Source organism: Pseudomonas sp. GM24 (genome assembly GCF_000282235.1).
Lineage (GTDB): Bacteria > Pseudomonadota > Gammaproteobacteria > Pseudomonadales > Pseudomonadaceae > Aquipseudomonas.
The window spans coordinates 1-17,294 of the sequence record NZ_AKJR01000010.1; the positions used below are offsets into that span (position 1 = coordinate 1).

The following is a 17,294-nucleotide window of genomic DNA, read 5'->3' on the forward strand; positions in this document are numbered from 1 at the left end:
CAGCCTTCGGCAGCTCCTACAGGTAGAACGCATTCCCATGTAGGAGCTGCGGCACGCTGCGATCTTTTGACCTTCAGGCGCCAAAGGCGTCTTTGAGGAATCCGGGGGCGATGTAGCGCTGATAGTGCGCTTCCGACAGCAGGAAGAATTCCCGATCAATGGCATCACGCAATTCCGGCAGGTTCCAGTCGCGAAACTCCGGCAGCAACACCATCCCGTAGGCTTCCAGATTAATGATCACCCGCGCGCCACGGGCAATCAGCTGATACGCCCAGCAATACTCCGACTGATGCGGCACGAAGCGGATCTTGCGCTGTTCCAGCTGTTCGCGCAGGCGCGCCGAATCGAAAATCTCGACCTTGCCCGCCATCACTTGTGACAGCAATTGCTCCAGACGCAGCCACACTGCACGCTTTTCCTCCTCGTTGTACTCATTCCAGTGGATCACTTCGTGGTGGAAACGCTTGCAGCCACGGCACACCAGATCACCGTAAACAGTGGAGCAGAGGCCGACGCAGGGGGTCTTGATGGTCTGATTGGGCATAAGATAGGCAAAACACTGAAACGCGGAACAGGTCGGCATGTTAGCCCTTTGTCGGGCATTGATCACCCCTCAAACATCAGGGTCACAGCCGCGCGCGGCATTTGCCCCGGCCACGCGCATTGCCACGAAAGTCCAATAGAGCGCGACTTACCTTTAAATTTTTTTTGCCGTAGAATCAGCCAGCCTTTTAAGGCGCCAATGTCCGTTAGAAGCTGTTTTCAAAGCGTCACGAGCACAGTCGTTCCTTCAGAGCGGTGTTGGCGATGGATTTCTCCAGCGGGGAAAAATCCACCGCCAACCCTCATCAGCTCCCCGTTCTGCAGGCGTAAAACTTTGAAAGCAGCTTCTGTAAGGAATTGCCGGTAATTCTGGCCGAACGACCCACAACGTCGTGAGGAGCATGAGTACGGCAATTTCGGGATGAGCGTCCCGGACACCCATTTGGGACCACTGATGAGGGTAATAACTGTGCTTGAAGCCTACCGCAAACATATCGAAGAGCGTGCAGCCCTGGGTATCGTTCCCCAGCCGCTTAACGCCGAACAAACAGCAGGCCTGGTCGAGCTGCTGAAAAACCCTCCGGCTGGCGAAGAAGAATTTCTCGTTGACCTGATCACCAATCGCATTCCACCAGGCGTGGACGAAGCGGCCTATGTCAAAGCCGGCTTCCTGTCTGCACTGGCCAAAGGCGAAGTTTCCTCCCCTCTGCTGGACAAAAAGCGCGCTGTAGAACTGCTCGGCACCATGCAGGGCGGCTACAACATCGTGACCCTGGTTGACCTGCTGGACGACGCCGAACTGGCGCCAGTCGCTGCCGCGCAACTCAAGCACACCCTGCTGATGTTCGATGCGTTCCACGACGTGGCGGAAAAAGCCAAGAACGGCAACGCTCACGCTAAAGCCGTGCTGCAATCCTGGGCTGACGGCGAGTGGTTCAAGAACCGTCCGACCCTGGCCGACAAGATCAGCCTGCGCGTCTTCAAGGTTACCGGCGAAACCAACACCGACGACCTGTCCCCTGCTCCAGATGCCTGGTCGCGTCCAGACATCCCGCTGCACGCCCTGGCCATGCTGAAAATGGCCCGTGACGGCATCGTTCCTGATCAGCAGGGCGCCATCGGCCCGATGAAGCAGATCGAAGAAATGCGCGGTCAAGGCTTCCCGATCGCCTACGTCGGTGACGTGGTCGGTACCGGTTCCTCGCGTAAATCGGCGACCAACTCGGTACTGTGGTTCTTCGGCGACGACGTTCCTTACGTGCCGAACAAGCGCGCTGGCGGTTTCTGCTTCGGCAGCAAAATCGCTCCGATCTTCTACAACACCATGGAAGATGCCGGCGCACTGCCAATCGAGTTCGACGTTTCCAACATGAACATGGGCGACGTGATCGACCTGTACCCGCATGCTGGCAAAGTCTGCAAACACGGCACCGACGAAGTCCTGACCACCTTCGAAATGAAAACCCCGGTGCTGTTGGACGAAGTCCGTGCCGGCGGCCGTATCCCGTTGATCATCGGCCGTGGCCTGACCGAGAAGGCTCGCGCCGAACTGGGTCTGCCTCCGTTCGATCTGTTCAAGAAGCCGGAAGCTCCAGCTGAAAGCACCAAGGGTTTCACCCTGGCGCAGAAAATGGTTGGTAAAGCTTGCGGTCTGGCAGAAGGCCAAGGCGTTCGTCCTGGCACCTACTGCGAACCGAAGATGACCACCGTAGGTTCTCAGGACACCACCGGTCCAATGACCCGTGACGAACTGAAAGACCTGGCGTGCCTGGGCTTCTCCGCTGATCTGGTGATGCAGTCCTTCTGCCACACCGCGGCGTATCCAAAGCCGATCGACGTGACCACCCACCACACCCTGCCTGACTTCATCATGACCCGCGGCGGCGTTTCCCTGCGTCCGGGCGACGGCATCATCCACTCGTGGCTGAACCGCATGCTGCTGCCAGACACCGTCGGTACCGGTGGTGACTCGCACACCCGTTTCCCGATGGGCATTTCGTTCCCGGCCGGTTCCGGTCTGGTTGCGTTTGCTGCGGCCACCGGCGTTATGCCGCTGGACATGCCGGAATCGATCCTGGTGCGCTTCAAAGGCAAAATGAAACCTGGCATCACCCTGCGTGACCTGGTTCATGCGATTCCTTACTTCGCTATCCAGAACGGCCTGCTGACCGTCGAGAAGAAAGGCAAGAAAAACGCCTTCTCCGGCCGCATCCTGGAAATCGAAGGTCTGGAAGGTCTGACCCTGGAGCAGGCGTTCGAACTGTCCGACGCCTCGGCCGAACGTTCGGCTGCCGGTTGCACCATCAAGCTGTCGAAAGAATCGATCACCGAGTACCTGAACTCCAACATCACCCTGCTGCGCTGGATGATCGGCGAAGGCTACGGCGATGCTCGTACTCTGGAACGTCGTGCTCAAGCGATGGAAGCCTGGGTGGCCAACCCGGAACTGATGGAAGCCGATGCCGACGCCGAATACGCCGAAGTCATCGAAATCGATCTGGCCGACATCAGCGAGCCGGTACTGTGCGCGCCGAACGACCCGGACGATGCCCGTCTGCTGTCCAGCGTTGCTGGCGAGAAGATCGACGAAGTGTTCATCGGTTCGTGCATGACCAACATCGGTCACTTCCGCGCTGCCGGTAAGTTGCTGGATCAGGTCAAAGGTCAGCTGCCAACCCGTCTGTGGCTGTCGCCGCCGACCAAGATGGACGCTCACCAACTGACCGAAGAAGGCTACTACGGCATCTACGGCAAGGCTGGCGCACGCATGGAAATGCCAGGCTGCTCGCTGTGCATGGGTAACCAGGCACGCGTTGAGCCGAACAGCACCGTGGTGTCGACGTCGACCCGTAACTTCCCGAACCGTCTGGGCGACGGCGCGAACGTCTACCTGGCTTCGGCTGAGCTGGCGTCCGTTGCTTCGATCCTGGGTCGCCTGCCGACTGTCGAGGAGTACATGGAATACGCTGGCAAGATCGACAGCATGGCGGCCGATATCTACCGCTACCTGTCCTTCGACCAGATCGCCGAGTTCCGTGAAGCTGCTGCGAACGCCAACATCCCGGTCGTTCAAGCCTAACGTAACAACGCAATGAAAAACGCCGCCCATCGTGAGATGAGCGGCGTTTTTTTATGCCTGATGGAGGGTGGTTGTCTGTTCGGGCCTCATCGCTGGCAAGCCAGCTCCCACAGGGGTTTATGGCGTTTTCAAGAGGCTGAGTTTTACACATGACCCTATGGGAGCTGGCTTGCCAGCGATGGCGGAGTGTCAGTCGACATCGTTGCCAATGACTCACCCCTTTCGCGAGCAAGCTCAGCTCCCGAGCCAAAAAAAACCGCTGTGCCCGGGCAGGCACAGCGGTTTTTATCGATTGAAGCCGTGTTACATCGTCAGCTTGTAAACCAGTGCCGAAATCGCTACCAGACCTACCGCCGTCACAAACACGTTAGACGCCTGACCACGATAGCGTGCCATCGCCGGAACCTTGCGAATCGCATACATCGGCATCAGGAACAGAATCGCCGCGATTACCGGGCCGCCTACAGTTTCGATCATGCCCAGAATGCTCGGGTTCAGCGTCGCGATGATCCAGCAGATCACTAGCATGAATGCCGCCACGATACGATCCAGTGCCTTGGCGCTCGGACGCTTGCCGCTCTTCACGATCAAGCCTTTCAGGCCCTCACTGGCACCGATGTAGTGACCGAGGAACGATTTGGAGATCGCCACGAACGCAATCAGCGGCGCCGCAAAGGCGATGGTCGGGTTGCTGAAATGGTTGGCCAGATAAGACAGGATCGACAGATTCTGCTCTTTGGCTTCCGCCAATTGCTCTGGCGACAACGTCAGTACGCAACTGAACACGAAGAACAGCACCATCAGCACCATCAACGCGTGTGCGCGGGACAGAATCTGCGAGCTGCGCTCTTCAGCGTGGACGCCGTAACGACGCTTCTGATCGACTGCAAACGCCGAGATGATCGGCGAATGGTTGAACGAGAACACCATCACCGGAATTGCCAGCCACAGCGTGTGCAGCAACGCAGACGGTGCCGGCACGTGCGAAGCGGTGGCGAGGATGCCGCCGTTCCAGTGCGGAATCAAATAAACGGCGAGAAACAACAGCGCGACAATAAACGGATAGACCATCAGGCTCATGGCCTTGACGATCGCCTGCTCGCCACAACGTACCACCGCCAGCAAGCCGAGGATCAGCACGAACGACAGCAGCGCGCGCGGTGGCGGTGTGATGTGCAGTTGATGCTCGAGGAAACTGGCGACCGTGTTGGTCAGGCCGACGCTGTAAATCAGCAGGATCGGGAAAATGGCGAAGAAGTACAGCAGCGTGATCAGCGCACCGGCCTTGATGCCGAAATGCTGCTCGACCACTTCAGTGATGTCGGCGCCTTCGCGACCGGAAAGCACAAAGCGGGTCAGGCCACGGTGGGCGTAGAACGTCATCGGGAACGCCAACAGCGCAAGGATCACCAGCGGCCAGAAACCACCCAGCCCTGCGTTGATCGGCAAAAACAGTGTGCCGGCGCCGATGGCCGTCCCAAACAGTCCCAACATCCAGGTGGTGTCCTGGCGATTCCAGCTCGAAAGTTCAGCGGGTGCTGCTGCATCAAAGCGCTCTTCGACGCTATTGGCCTGATCATTCATCCGGTCGGATCTCCGCATTCCGGTCACTTGCCACTCGGTCAGGACGCGTCGGAAAAAACCGACAGACATGCTCCGGCCGAAACAGGGGCGCGATTCTCCGTGATAAATGAGCAGAAGCAAAGACTTAGCTGAGGAATGGTTGTGCGGAGCAGATCAGCGGGGTGTCGTTTTCGGATTAATAGCTGTCGCCCCCAGCTAAGTTGAATGTCGCTTTTAGCGCGCATCCAAGCTAAGCGGTCTCTGGAAAACATTTCAGATCGAACGAAGCACTATCGTCCCGATGGTGATGACGACCAGCGCAAATATTGCCCCCATACTGAACCTGAATAATTCTGAGCGAATCTCAGCCGGGGACAGACCTCTGGCCTCTTCAGCGAACTCGGCGTCCTCTCGTCGAAGTCGTTCAGCTCTGGCTTTAGGGTCCTCTATGTACATGTTTATTGTCCTTTGCGAGGTCACGAAACCAATCTGTCATGTAAACCGTTGTTGAACATCCGGTACGCCTGGTCGCGAACCATGATGTGTAAAGCGCTTCAAAATTAAAGCTTGGTCAATATTCCGAATACAGCTGTAATCGCAGTCAGCAGCCCCGTGCCTACCGCTACCGGGTACCAGAACCCTTCTCGCTTTAATTTGTTTTCCTCAGCCATAAGCTTGCGCCTCTCGACAATGAGCTTGCGTGATTCGTTTTGTAGTCTTTCGAGTTCCAGATTTTCCCGATCATTCTGAAGCATGCGCCTTCCTTGGCTATTGGCAGCCGTTACCTTGGCTGCTTTGTACCCTCATGATTTCGCATTGATCACCTGCCGGGTAGCGGACGAGTCTGGCGGTTTCGTAGGCAAAATCCGTGAGTAAAGTAGGCAGCCTCATACAGTGACTTTTAAGGAACTGCGTCGATTTCAAGCCCCCAATCCTTTCAATTTGCCCCACATGATCTAGCGTGAGATGAGTCCCCTGCCCTGCGGAGCCTTCCATGCCACTGGTTCGTGTCGACATCAGACATAACCCCGACCCCACTTTCGCCAAACGCATCGGCGAGCAGATCTACGCGGCCCTGCGCAGTTGTATCGATGTGCCCGAGCACGACAACTTCCAGATCCTCACCGAGCATGATGACCAACACCTCGTCTACGACCCGCAGTATCTGGGGATCCAGCGCAGCGATGGCGTGGTGTTCATTCAAATCACCATCAGCGAAGGGCGCACGGTGGAGAAAAAGCAGTTGCTGTTCAAAACCATCGCCGAAAGCCTGCACACACAATTGGCGGTGCGCCTGGAAGACGTGTTCATCAATCTGGTCGAGGTAAAAAAAGAGAACTGGTCATTCGGCAATGGCGTCGCGCAGTACGTCACTTGACCCGCTCATTGACAGCCCGTTATCAGCGCCAGCATGATCGGCCCATGAACATTCGCGCGCTGCAACTCACCCGTACCACCACGACCGCCACCGGCGGGTCGTGGTGTTTCTGTCTGAGGTAACCCCAGCGCAGCAAACCCAAGGCCCCGCCAGCAATGGACGGGGCCTTGTTGTTTCTCCCGTCCGTGCGGCATCTGCAGCACCCAAGGAGAAACACCATGCCCGCAGCACTGTTGATCATCGATATGCAGGTCGGTCTGTTCCACGGACCGGAAAAGCCCTATCAGGGCGAACGGATTCTGGCCAACATCCGGCGCCTGGTCGCTCAGGCCCGCGCGACTCAAGTGCCGATCTTCGCCGTGCGCCACACCGGCCCGGATGGCTCACCGATTGCCGCTGGCAGTCCATTCTGGCAATTGTTGCCAGCGCTTGAACTGGACGCTGACATCGACACCCTCTTCGACAAATCCCGCCCCGATGCTTTCCATGGCACTGACCTCGCACAGCAACTCAAAGCCGCACAGGTAGAAGACCTCTATGTGGTTGGCATGAAAAGCCAGTTCTGCATCGACAGCACCTGTCGCAGCGCTGCCGATCTGGGCTTCAGACCACTGCTGGTCAGCGACGCCCACACCTGCATGGACACTGCTGCGCTATCGGCTGAAGCGATCATCAACCATCACAACGCCACCCTCGGTGCCGCTTTCGCACGGTTAATCGACAGTGCGGAAGTGAAGTTCTAAGGAAGCCTCCCGAAATAGACGCAACTTCACTTGCTGCGGTTGCGTCAACCAGACATTTGTTACGGCATCCCTTGTCCTACGGCTTCGTGTAATCAGTTAATGACGCCAGCGACGTTAACCACAGAAAACGCCAACAAATAAACCAATCAACCAACAAACTTTCAGAATAATCCTACAAGTTAAACAGCCACAAATACTCATAACAAAATATTACTTAAAATCGAATACCAGCCATTTGTTACAAACAACTACCCAGCCATTGAACAATATTCCATGGCAGGTCTATATTTTTATCGCTCCGAATTCGAAGACTAATAATTCAAGTGTGATCAAGAGGACACAGCATGCACAAGAACATGATGACCGGCCTGTTGTTGGCCGCACTGCTTGCGCCGCTCGCCAGCGCCAACGCCGATGTCCGCGAGCTGGCTTCTTCGCCACGATGGCTGACCACCAAGGTCTATATCGACGGCGCCCCTGAAACCGACGTCAAAGAGAAGTACCCCGGCGTCGTTGGTATATCGACGTGGGATCCCGAGCGCAATCGATACGAATTCTTTTACACCGATACAGGCGAATCAAAGTACAACAATGGCGGTGGCGGGTATTTCTTTGTCACCGGCGATCAGCAACAGCACATTCTTGTGCCGGATATCGGTCCGACCAAAACATGGGTCAGACGTCTGGAAACACTGAACAAACGTGAGTTCACTTATTCTCGGGAAGTCCCCCGCGACATGGTCGACAACAATCCTCTTGTGCGCATTCATGTCGTTCACGCGCCCTATACCGGAACGATAGAAACCAAGTCCGCCATCAAACAATAAAACCAGGAGTTCGCTATGCAAAAGTCAATTAAAACCCTGCTGATGTCGACGTTACTGATTTCTTCTGTCTATTGCGCCGGGGTCAGCGCACAAGCTGCCACCCAGCCCGCAAAAAACGCCGTCGCCACCGCCGACAACGCGATGATGCTGACCGTGTTTCTGAAACATGATCAAACCCGACCGTTAAGTGAACTAAAGGCTCAGCTTGCGCAACAGGGTTTCCATAAAACGTTCCCCCCGGCCGGAGTCGAGGTGGTGAGCTGGAACATCATGATGGGGATCGGCCAGGTCGTGACCGTGCGCTTTCCTGTCTCGCGTCTGGCGGAAGTTAACCTGGCGCTGGAAAACACCGCATGGGGCAGTTACCGCACCGAGTTCTATCCGACCTACGATATCAAGCCGCTCGCGATGGCTGAGCAAACCAAAGCCCAAGCGGCCCAATGATGTCGACAGCACAGCGGATCACCGGTGTGCTGCCTAACCTTGCTTCTTGCCCGAAGCCGTCCAGAATCAAAGCACCACTGCGCCAATGACAACGATTGCCAAGTCGCTGCGGATTCAGCACTCTGAAACGACTTTCGCGACCAACCCGCCGACGTTCACAGGAGCCGCGCAATGCCCGCCACCGTTCTGGTACTGGTTGAAACCATCAATGACTACTTGCCGATTCTCGAACATCAGGGCTTCCACCTGATCCTTGCCCCCACGCCCGCTGAACGTGCGCAAGCCATTGCCACCCAAGGCAGCCGCATCGACGCGGTGCTGACCCGTGGCCCGCTGGGTCTGACAGCCGATGAGATCGCCGCCCTGCCCGCGTTAAAGATCATTACGGTCATCGGCGCCGGTTACGAACAGGTCGACCTGCAAGCCGCCAGCAACCGTGGCATTACCGTGACCAACGGCGCCGGAGTCAACGCCTCATCGGTGGCCGACCATGCGCTGGCAATGTTGTTGGCACTGGTGCGCGATATACCACGTTGCGACGCCGCAGTGCGCCGGGGTGAATGGCCGAAGATCATGCGCCCGTCGCTGGCCGGCAAACGCCTGGGGGTTCTCGGGCTGGGCGCAGTGGGCATGGCGATCGCCAAACGCGCGAACCTCGGTTTCGACATGCAGATCAGCTATCACAGCCGTCAGGTGCGCAACGATGTGCCGTACGCGTTCTGCTCGACGCCGACCGAACTGGCGCGAGCGTCGGACTTCCTGATCGTCGCCACGCCCGGCGGTATCGGCACACAGCATCTGATTACCCGCGCGGTGCTCGATGCGCTCGGTCCGAAAGGGTTTATCGTCAATATTGCCCGCGCCAGTGTGATCGCCACGGCGGATCTGATCACCGCCCTTGAACAACGCAAAATTGCCGGCGCCGCGCTGGATGTGTTCGACCACGAGCCACAAGTGCCGGATGCGCTGAAAACCCTGAGCAACGTGTTGCTGACACCCCACGTCGCGGGGCTGTCACCGGAAGCGACGCAAGGCACGGTGGAGCTGGTGGGCAAAAACCTCGTGGCGTTCTTCTCGGGCGAGCCTGTGCTGACGCCTATCGCGCTGCCGCCAAAACTCAACAATCAACGCGTGCACTAAAGCACCCCGAGCAACGTCCACAAACGCCGCGATTCCGCATCGGCACTGATCAACTCACCGAGCAACTCGCTCAGCGGTTTGTTGCCCCACTCGACGCCGCGCCGAATCAGATACGGCACGGGGCTGTGAGGTTCGGTGCGGGCAAGGTATTCGGCGATCAGCAGCAATTGTCGGTAAGCCTCTTCGCGACTGGCCGGTTCGCGAAATACCTGGGTAGCCGGTGCAGGTTCTTCTGGTTGCGGCAAGGCGACGGGGGCTTCCACCACCGGTGCCGGCGAAGCCGGTTGTTGTGGGTGCATGGCGATAAACTCCTGAACCAACGTCAGCAGCGCTTGAATAATGTCCTGCAAGGGCCGCAATCCCGGGCCCTGATCCCCTAGATAAGCATTGCTCCAGCTGTCGAGCCGCTGCAGATGTTGCAGGCTCAGCAGCAGATTGCCCTGGGTGCGCAACCAGAACGCCAGCGGCGTGGCGCGGATCTGATCGCTGAGTTTTTTCTGTTCGTTGCGCGCGGTTTCTGCCGAGCTCTTGGCATTCTTGCTGTCGTTGGCCTGCACCTGCTGAATCTTTAAACGCCGCCAGACTTCAAGCGTATAAACCTCGAAATCACTGTTGCGAGTGCCGAACAGCGGCACGCGAGTGAGCAAGACTTCACTGTAGCGACGCACCAGCCATTCCAGCGGAATCACGCGCCACGACTGATCGCCCTCCTCGGCTTGTGGGTGCAAGTGCTCGGGGAAACGCTCACATAAACCGGCGATCAACGCCAGGCTGCCGGGCAAACCGTCCAGCGCTTGCAGGTGCAGCCAGGCTTCGCCAAGCCACGCGCTAAGCATCAAGTCCTTGCTGCGCTCGAGCAATAACGCAGTGGAGAGCTTCTCGACTTCCGGCCAGTTCGCCCGCTTCAGTGTCGACTGCCAGACGCCGGTCGGCAGGCTGGCATCGTCCTCGCGGCGCAAGTCGCGCAACTGATCGAACTCACGCTCATAGCGCAAATCGACGCCACAGGGCGCATCCGCGCTGATCGGCGCGAGCAATTGATCAATCAGATCTGGCACAGCGGCCGATGGCAGGTTCACAAATCTTCCTTCTGCGATTCAAGGGCGACGGTGCTGCCGGTCACCTGAAACGGCGAACGCGGCGCACGGGTGGGCAACGGCGCGATCGACAGCGGCAGTTTCGAGCCCTGGCTCATCAGCGACAGACGCACGAACATCCGCGTGAATTCGCTGGTGACGCTGTCCGGCGCCCCGGTTACAGGTAAACGCAACGTCAGCGGGAAATCGGTGTAATCCACGTTTGGCTGACGCTGCACCGAGAAATGCGCGCGCATCAGGCGCAGCAGCGACCATGGCCCGCCGTACTCCCAACCGGCCTCCAGATCACGCACCACCAGATTCGGTTGCAGCGGGTCGTTGACCGGACGCTCCTTGCCGTTTCGCGCCCAGCGCAGGGTCAGGCGGACAGGCTGGCCGACCATCCAGCGCAGATTCGGTTGCTCGGCTGCCGGATAGTTGATTTGCTGATTGCCGGCGAGCAAGCCCCAGGCAATCACCTGATCGGCGCCCAGCTCATCATCGCGATCGGTGCGCCAGCGCACGTCCAGCTCGACGCCAAGGATGCCGCTCTTGTCGCGCACGAACAGCGGCGTCAGCCAACTGCTGGCTTGCTTCAAGCGGTTGAGAAAATCCGCCGCGGCCAGGCGTTCCGGGGTCTGGTTGGTGGCAAGGCCGGCCTGCGCGACCGGCAGTTTTTTGTCGATCAGTTGCAGAAAATATTCAACCCGCGCCGGATCGGCGTCCTGCATCTGCACGCCGTTGGCGAACGGAAAGCGATCCGCCAGATATTGATTGAAGTAGTTGGCCAGCTCATTCCATGCCGCAGCGGCCTGTTGCACTTGCAGCATCTGGCAACGCTGCATGGCTTCCTGTTGCAGCTCCACCGCGCGCATCGCCAACGTGCCGCGTCCGCCGGCGATGTTGGCGGTCTGCAGCATTTGCAGGCAGGAATTGACGTCCATCTCGACGAAATCGCGGCTGACCAGTTGCTCGATCTGTGCCGGCGAACTGGCCGGGTTGGCCTCTTTGTATTTGCGCAGTTCGTCGTTGAGCGCACTGAACTGCGTCACGCGTTCGTAATCCAGGGCCGAGAGATTGGCTTGCTGTGTTGTCAGCCACTGCAACGAAGACGTGCGCCGCTCAGTGATGCCGAGCATGGTGTTGAACTGCTGCTTGAGGCTCAGTTTCAGATCCTGCACGTCGCTGGCGCCGAACAGTTCCAGACCAAGGTTTTTCGAACCGTCCCACTGGCTGATTTCGGCCCGTCCGCCGAACAGTGGTTGCGCGGTGATTTCATCCAGACCACCAATAAGCTGCGCCATGGCGCGGCGGTTGAGCGCCGCTTGCAGACGCGTGGCGAGATCCGCGCGGTGCACCTCGACGAAAGCCTTTTGCAGGGCCATGGCTTGCTCGGCCTGCACATTGAACACAGCGTAAGGATGCGCCTGATCGTTGTGATCCTTGAGGCTTAACCACATCGCCTGGGCGGCGGCACGCTCGGCGGCTTTGAGCACCGCAACGCGATAGTCCGGTGGAATGCGTGGCAGTTCTTCGGCGATGTAGCTGTTGTAGTCAACGAAATATTTCAGCGATTCATTGAGGTCATCACCGTCCACGGTCTGGCCTTGCATATTGACGTTGTCTTCGCTGGCACGCAGGGCGACCGAAACGAAGTCGCGCTTGAACAGGGCCTGTATCGCGTTATCGAGTTTCACCACTTGCTCTTGCAACGCCAATTGCCCGCTGACTTGCTGTACCAGCAAATTGTCCCGCGAGCCAACCTGTGCGATCCATTGATCGCGGAAACTCTGCTGCAAGCGTGACGCTTGTGTGTCGAGGTCTTGTTGGACTTGCGCGCCCAACAATGTGCTCTTGCCCACTTTGGCGAGGAAGTCACCATAACCCGGCACCAATTCCTGGCCTTTGCCACGGCTCCACGTTGCATTGGTCAGGGCAATTGCCGCTTGCAGATCGTCGACCAGCGCGGTCAGCTCTTCGAGCTCGCGCAGGCTGTTGCCACTGCCGGCCTCCAATTGATCGAGGTGCAACTTGAGATAACCGGCCTTGCTGACAAAGTTGTCGGCGAGAAAATACTGATCCAGCCAGCGCTGCATCAATCCGGAAAAGTTGCTGACGATCAGTGGTCGGTCGACGCTCAGATCCAGCGCCTGCAAGCTGCCGTCTTCCGCGGCCACGAGCAGCCGATTGTAGAACGCCGCGTAGGGCAAGGTGCCGGTGTTGAGGTTCAGCGACAGCGCGTTGTTGCTCAATTGCACCAAGTCGTCCAGTGGCGCACGCGGGTTGTTCTGCACTTGATTGAACAACTGGTTCTGCTGTTCCAGACGCAAGGCCCGATCCACCAGATCGTTCGCCTTCAGATAGTTCTGCCACTGCGCCGGGTCGTCGCTTTCGACACTGCTGCGTCGGTCGGTGCTGCGGATCGCCTTGATCTGCGCCAGTTGCGCACTCAACAGGTCATGCAGCGGCACCATGATGTGGCGCTGGGTGGACTGCAAGACTTGCTGCTCAAGCTGATTGTCGAGCGAGGAAAACCACGACGTCGGGAACACCAGCGAAACGTAGTTCCAGTGCGGCGCACGCTCCAGCACGCGCCAGAAGGTCTGCACATTGCGTCGGGTCGAGTCGACCCGTTGCGCCTCGTCGCTGATCGCCACGTAGCCCTTTTGCGCGCCTTGCATCTGCCGCGCCAGTTCGTGGGCATCCTTGACCGACACCTGCCAAACCCAGAGCATCGCCACGGCCCAGATCACCCCGACCACCAGCGCCACGCCGGCCGTCAGCCGCTGCCAACGCTGACGCAAACGCAGCAGGCGCGGTACGCCTTGCGCCAAGCCGCGCTCACCGACCAGGCGCTGACGCCACAACTGGCGCACAAACACACTCTGCTGCAAGCCGCTGTCGTCAGCGGAAAATCCATCTTTGGCATCCTCCGAGGCCTGACTGGCGCTGAAATAGACACCGCGAAAACACGGCGCTTCCCCCTGGGCGTTGCCTTGAAACACCGGTTCCAGAACACTCTGCAAACCGCGGCGCAAGGTTTCCAGACGCTCTGGCAAGGCGTACAGATCGGCGCTCAACTGGCCGGACAAGGTGCCGATTTCGATGATGGCTTCCGCTATGGCGCGATGGATGCGATCGAGTGCCTGATCGCTCCACTGCCCTTGCCAAACCGCATCGCGTGAATAAGGTGACGACCAGCCCAGGGTACGCTCGCGGGCCTCGTCGGGCAGCGCGCTGATCAGTTCCTGGAATCCCGGCAGTTCTTCGAGTCCGGTGATGATCACGTACACCGGCACACTCAGGCCAAACCGTTGCAACAGGTCGATGAAGCGCCGGCGCGCGGCCAGACCGAGGCTGGCGGCCTGTTCCAGATTGCTCAGACGACTGAGCGGCACCAGCCAGACCACCCCGTCCAGCGGCCGCTTGCTGCGCATTCGCAGGATCAAACCAAGTAATCGCCACCAACCGCCACGCTGCAAGTGCATACCGTCGTCGGGCAGAAACAGCGCTTGCGGCACCACCAGCACGGCGCCTTCGGGATCTGACCACCAGCGACCGAACCAGGCGGGTTTGTCGGTCGGTTGCAGACGCCATTCACTGACCAGTTGCGTGCCCTGGGTTTCGTCACCGAGCATCAGCAGCCATGGCATCTGATAGCGGTCATGACTGCCCTGCTCTTGCTCCATTTGCCGCACGGCTGCGTAAAAACTGCGGATCGCTGCGCCACTCTGGGTGCGCAACCACCACACGGCCACGGCGATGATCACCACGACCAGCAGCAGCGCGACAACCCACGCAACCATCGTCAGGGTGCTCATGAGTCTTGCTCCGCAGGCACCACCGAGTCGATGATCTGCAGCACCGGGTCCAGTTCCGAACGAATGTCCCGCCAGAGCAACTGGCCAAGCCCGGTCAGCAACAGCAGCATCGCCAGAATCCCCAACGCCAGGCGAAAGCCATCCGGCAGCGCCGTGCGCACCGGCAGTTGCAATGGCGTGGTCAGCGACGGCTGCGTCAGACGCTGACTGACATCGACATAACTGGCCTCGCCCTGCCAGGCAAAGGTGTACAGCGCCAGCCGCCACTTCTCCAATTGCGCCTGACTGTGTTCTCCGCGCAAACGCCCATGGAAACCGAGGATCAGGCATTGCAGATACACGTTGGCCAGATCGCGCGTGGTCGGTTGCTGTTCATCGAGCAAAGCTTGAATCGCCGCCGGCACTTGTTCGCCGGCCTGACGACTGGCATACAGACGCGACTCCAAAGGTTTGTCCTGCCACGCTGCTTGTCCAGGCCAAGGGGTGAACAGCAGGGTTTCATCGACCAGTGCGACGAACGCGTAAACCAACGCCTTGACCTGCTCGGTCGCCGAATCACCGACCCGCGCATAAGCGGTGCGCCACAATCGCTGCGAGGCCTGTGTCGAGAGTTCGACCACGGTCTCCACCAGCGCCGCTTCGTCCTCGCTGTCCTTGGGCAATTGCACCCAGTCCTGTTGCCATTGCTGCCACGTCTGGCGGAACGCGCTGCTCAACGGTGCGTCCTGCAACCCAAGGCTTGCGGCACTTCCTTGCGACATACGGCGTTCCTTGTGTGATCAGGCACTTTCACTGTTCTGGGCGACAAACAGCACCACTTGCCACGGGCTGCTGGTCAGTTTCGTCGCCGGCGCGGCGATAATCAGCGGCAGTTGCGCGTCGAACCACGTACCTTCGGCGGTGATCACAAACAGCCGCGTGTCCTCGCCAACGCTGTAGGCCACCTGTTCGCTGCGGCTCATGACCTGGTGCGACAAACCGCTCATGCGCTGGCGACTGAGCAGCGCAATGTGCGGTGCCGAGGCGATGATCGCGCCACGCAACCAGTCAATTGCCGCTTGTTCGCTGGCGCCGTTGGGCATGCGCAGACCGATCACCAGACGCTGACTCGGCTGCTCGTCCGGCAGTTGAATGGAAAAGCTGTGCTCACCGCGCTCGAACGGCAGGCTGCGATAGCCGGCGCGGATCAGTTCGAGGGTGATCTCCAGCCATTGCAGCACGGCGTCATAACCGCGCTGCAATTCGACAAAATCCAGCGCTGCAAACGCCGGCACGCCGGCCAGCGGATCGAGCGCCGACCACGCGCCGGCCAGACCGAGCAATTGCACATAGAGGGTTTGTGGATGAGCAATACGGCTGTTCAGCGCGCCTTCGACTTCCGGCAGACGCGCCCACAACGCCGTCAACTGGCGGCGGATTTCCAGCGCATCGTCCTGATTGCCGGCCTGCTGCGCCTGACGCAAACGGCCACCGAGAAACAGACACTTCTCCCGCGACCGCGCGCAGAGACCGGCGATACGTCGGCCGAGCGCCGACTCCGGCAACAGGATCGGCGTCGGCGCCGTGTAAGACAGCGGCAGAAAACCGCCACCCTCCTTGCGGATTTTCAGCAGCGGCAGGCAGATCGAATCGGCCTTGTTCAATTGCGTGCACAGACGTGGATTAGGGCGCCACACGGTGATCGATTCAGGAAATTCACCGCTGGTGAGATCCGGCAGCGCGTCGCCCACCACCGACTGCAAGCGCCCTTTGAGCGGCAGCAACTGCCCGGCCCGCCACATCGGGCTGATCGCCAGGTAAACGGTAACGGTGGCGTCGTCGGTGGCATCGATCGCCGCGCCGACATCCAGTTCCAGCGCCGGCCCGATCCCGGCCTGCAAATCTACCGGCAGGCCGTCGGGCATCGTCCCCTGCAGCGACAAGACGCGCACCACGCCAGCGCTCAGCGCCGAAGGATCGAATTCCATGTGGCTGACGCCCCAGAACCACGGGTTGCACGCTTGCGCCAAATGCGCGCCGAGCGCTTCGGCCCGCAATCCTTGCAACTGAAAATGCTGCGGCAGCAATTGCATGCCTTCGTGCCAACAAACCGCGTCAGGTAGCAGACTCATACGACTCCCTTCGACAAGCCGCGATCCGGCGGCAGCGGTGGTGTTTCAGTGTTCGGTGGCGTTGACCAGGCTCATCTCGCGGCTGTCGAATTTCAGCCACGCCTCGCTCTGATCGTCGAGCCGCAAGCGGTGTGCTCCGGGTGTGTTATAGCTGGCGAAGACTAAAAGTCCAGCAGCCTTCTTGCCCCCCAACGGGAAGGGTTGGCGGTCGATGAATTGCCCCGGCACCAGCTCCAGTCCCCACACGCTCATCAACTGACGATAGTCGCGTTGGTACTGTTCGCGCCCGGCGAACCACTGGCTGGCACTGATGCCTGACAACTGCTTGAGCAGATCCGGGTCGGCGACCGCAATGAAGTCCACGGCAATCGGCGTGTCGTCGTTGGCTTTCGGAGCGACGTCGAGGGTCAGGCTGTCGAGGTCCACCTTCGGCCCGAAGAGGGAGCAACCGGCCAGGGACGCAAACAGCAGTGTTAGAAAAAGTCGTCTACGCAAAATGAATTTTCCTTTTCGCGAACCTGTCCAAAAATGTTTTTGCTTGCTTTTTTATAGACCTGTTCTAGCGTCTT

General features: G+C 59.1%; 14 protein-coding genes. 6 read left to right on the forward strand and 8 right to left on the reverse strand.

Translation table 11 applies throughout. From position 1 onward, the window contains the following. Positions 1-73 precede the first annotated feature (73 nt). Positions 74-544: a DUF1289 domain-containing protein gene (locus tag PMI23_RS00775; protein WP_042704865.1), complete on the reverse strand. Its 471-nt coding sequence runs from the start codon at positions 542-544 to the stop codon at positions 74-76. A gap of 468 nt (positions 545-1,012) precedes the next feature. Here PMI23_RS00775 and acnB point away from each other — a divergent pair, with 468 nt between their 5' ends. Further along, positions 1,013-3,622 (forward strand): bifunctional aconitate hydratase 2/2-methylisocitrate dehydratase, encoded by a 2,610-nt coding sequence (acnB, locus tag PMI23_RS00780; RefSeq protein ID WP_042704862.1) that lies wholly within the window; start codon positions 1,013-1,015, stop codon positions 3,620-3,622. Between the two features lie 303 nt (positions 3,623-3,925). Here the strand turns inward: acnB and PMI23_RS00785 are convergent, their stop codons facing one another. Together PMI23_RS00785 and PMI23_RS00795 are read right to left on the reverse strand one after the other, a co-directional pair. Then, positions 3,926-5,206 carry an HAAAP family serine/threonine permease gene (locus tag PMI23_RS00785; RefSeq protein ID WP_007911014.1) on the reverse strand — a complete coding sequence of 427 codons (1,281 nt, stop codon included), beginning with the start codon at positions 5,204-5,206 and terminating at the stop codon, positions 3,926-3,928. Between the two features lie 539 nt (positions 5,207-5,745). Then, positions 5,746-5,940, reverse strand: a complete 195-nt coding sequence (locus tag PMI23_RS00795; RefSeq protein WP_007911016.1) for a hypothetical protein — start codon at positions 5,938-5,940, stop codon at positions 5,746-5,748. A 239-nt stretch (positions 5,941-6,179) separates the two neighbouring features. On the opposite strand from PMI23_RS00795, the gene PMI23_RS00805 reads away from it, so the two are divergent. The 5 genes from PMI23_RS00805 (at position 6,180) to PMI23_RS00825 (ending at position 9,717) form a co-directional block, all read left to right on the forward strand. Further along, positions 6,180-6,563 carry a tautomerase family protein gene (locus PMI23_RS00805; RefSeq protein ID WP_007911017.1) on the forward strand — a complete coding sequence of 128 codons (384 nt, stop codon included), beginning with the start codon at positions 6,180-6,182 and terminating at the stop codon, positions 6,561-6,563. 218 nt (positions 6,564-6,781) lie between these two features. Continuing rightward, on the forward strand, positions 6,782-7,306 hold the full coding sequence (locus PMI23_RS00810) for a cysteine hydrolase family protein (protein WP_007911018.1): 525 nt from the start codon (positions 6,782-6,784) through the stop codon (positions 7,304-7,306). A gap of 344 nt (positions 7,307-7,650) precedes the next feature. Then, positions 7,651-8,133, forward strand: coding sequence for a DUF4822 domain-containing protein (locus PMI23_RS00815; protein ID WP_007911020.1), 483 nt, complete (start codon positions 7,651-7,653; stop codon positions 8,131-8,133). A gap of 15 nt (positions 8,134-8,148) precedes the next feature. Then, the gene (locus tag PMI23_RS00820) at positions 8,149-8,577 is read left to right on the forward strand and encodes a hypothetical protein (RefSeq protein ID WP_007911022.1); all 429 of its coding nucleotides are present in this window, start codon (positions 8,149-8,151) and stop codon (positions 8,575-8,577) included. Positions 8,578-8,748: 171 nt separating this feature from the next. Then, positions 8,749-9,717, forward strand: a complete 969-nt coding sequence (locus tag PMI23_RS00825; protein ID WP_007911024.1) for a 2-hydroxyacid dehydrogenase — start codon at positions 8,749-8,751, stop codon at positions 9,715-9,717. Here the strand turns inward: PMI23_RS00825 and tssA are convergent. From tssA to PMI23_RS00850, 5 genes are read right to left on the reverse strand one after another with little or no spacing between them, the layout of a single operon-like run. After that, positions 9,714-10,796: a type VI secretion system protein TssA gene (gene tssA, locus PMI23_RS00830; RefSeq protein WP_007911026.1), complete on the reverse strand. Its 1,083-nt coding sequence runs from the start codon at positions 10,794-10,796 to the stop codon at positions 9,714-9,716. The two genes, PMI23_RS00825 and tssA, sit on opposite strands and share 4 nt — an antisense overlap. Continuing rightward, positions 10,793-14,614 (reverse strand): type VI secretion protein IcmF/TssM N-terminal domain-containing protein, encoded by a 3,822-nt coding sequence (locus tag PMI23_RS00835; protein ID WP_007911027.1) that lies wholly within the window; start codon positions 14,612-14,614, stop codon positions 10,793-10,795. Before PMI23_RS00835 ends, tssA begins: the two co-directional genes overlap by 4 nt. After that, positions 14,611-15,375, reverse strand: a complete 765-nt coding sequence (locus PMI23_RS00840) for a DotU/TssL family secretion system protein (RefSeq protein ID WP_007911029.1) — start codon at positions 15,373-15,375, stop codon at positions 14,611-14,613. Before PMI23_RS00840 ends, PMI23_RS00835 begins: the two co-directional genes overlap by 4 nt. An 18-nt stretch (positions 15,376-15,393) precedes the next feature. Beyond that, positions 15,394-16,725, reverse strand: coding sequence for a type VI secretion system baseplate subunit TssK (tssK, locus tag PMI23_RS00845; protein WP_007911031.1), 1,332 nt, complete (start codon positions 16,723-16,725; stop codon positions 15,394-15,396). Positions 16,726-16,770: 45 nt separating this feature from the next. Next, complete coding sequence (locus tag PMI23_RS00850; RefSeq protein ID WP_007911033.1) at positions 16,771-17,220, reverse strand: hypothetical protein; 450 nt, start codon at positions 17,218-17,220, stop codon at positions 16,771-16,773. Positions 17,221-17,294: the final 74 nt, after the last annotated feature.

Excerpts from the sequence above, each read along its gene's own strand:
- PMI23_RS00775 (WP_042704865.1), bottom strand. The coding sequence starts at position 544 with ATGCCCAATCAGACCATCAAGACCCCCTGCGTCGGCCTCTGCTCCACT.
- PMI23_RS00785 (WP_007911014.1), bottom strand. The coding sequence starts at position 5,206 with ATGAATGATCAGGCCAATAGCGTCGAAGAGCGCTTTGATGCAGCAGCA.
- PMI23_RS00795 (WP_007911016.1), bottom strand. The coding sequence starts at position 5,940 with ATGCTTCAGAATGATCGGGAAAATCTGGAACTCGAAAGACTACAAAAC.
- PMI23_RS00805 (WP_007911017.1), top strand. The coding sequence starts at position 6,180 with ATGCCACTGGTTCGTGTCGACATCAGACATAACCCCGACCCCACTTTC.
- PMI23_RS00810 (WP_007911018.1), top strand. The coding sequence starts at position 6,782 with ATGCCCGCAGCACTGTTGATCATCGATATGCAGGTCGGTCTGTTCCAC.
- PMI23_RS00815 (WP_007911020.1), top strand. The coding sequence starts at position 7,651 with ATGCACAAGAACATGATGACCGGCCTGTTGTTGGCCGCACTGCTTGCG.
- PMI23_RS00820 (WP_007911022.1), top strand. The coding sequence starts at position 8,149 with ATGCAAAAGTCAATTAAAACCCTGCTGATGTCGACGTTACTGATTTCT.
- PMI23_RS00825 (WP_007911024.1), top strand. The coding sequence starts at position 8,749 with ATGCCCGCCACCGTTCTGGTACTGGTTGAAACCATCAATGACTACTTG.
- PMI23_RS00835 (WP_007911027.1), bottom strand. The coding sequence starts at position 14,614 with ATGAGCACCCTGACGATGGTTGCGTGGGTTGTCGCGCTGCTGCTGGTC.
- PMI23_RS00840 (WP_007911029.1), bottom strand. The coding sequence starts at position 15,375 with ATGTCGCAAGGAAGTGCCGCAAGCCTTGGGTTGCAGGACGCACCGTTG.
- tssK (WP_007911031.1), bottom strand. The coding sequence starts at position 16,725 with ATGAGTCTGCTACCTGACGCGGTTTGTTGGCACGAAGGCATGCAATTG.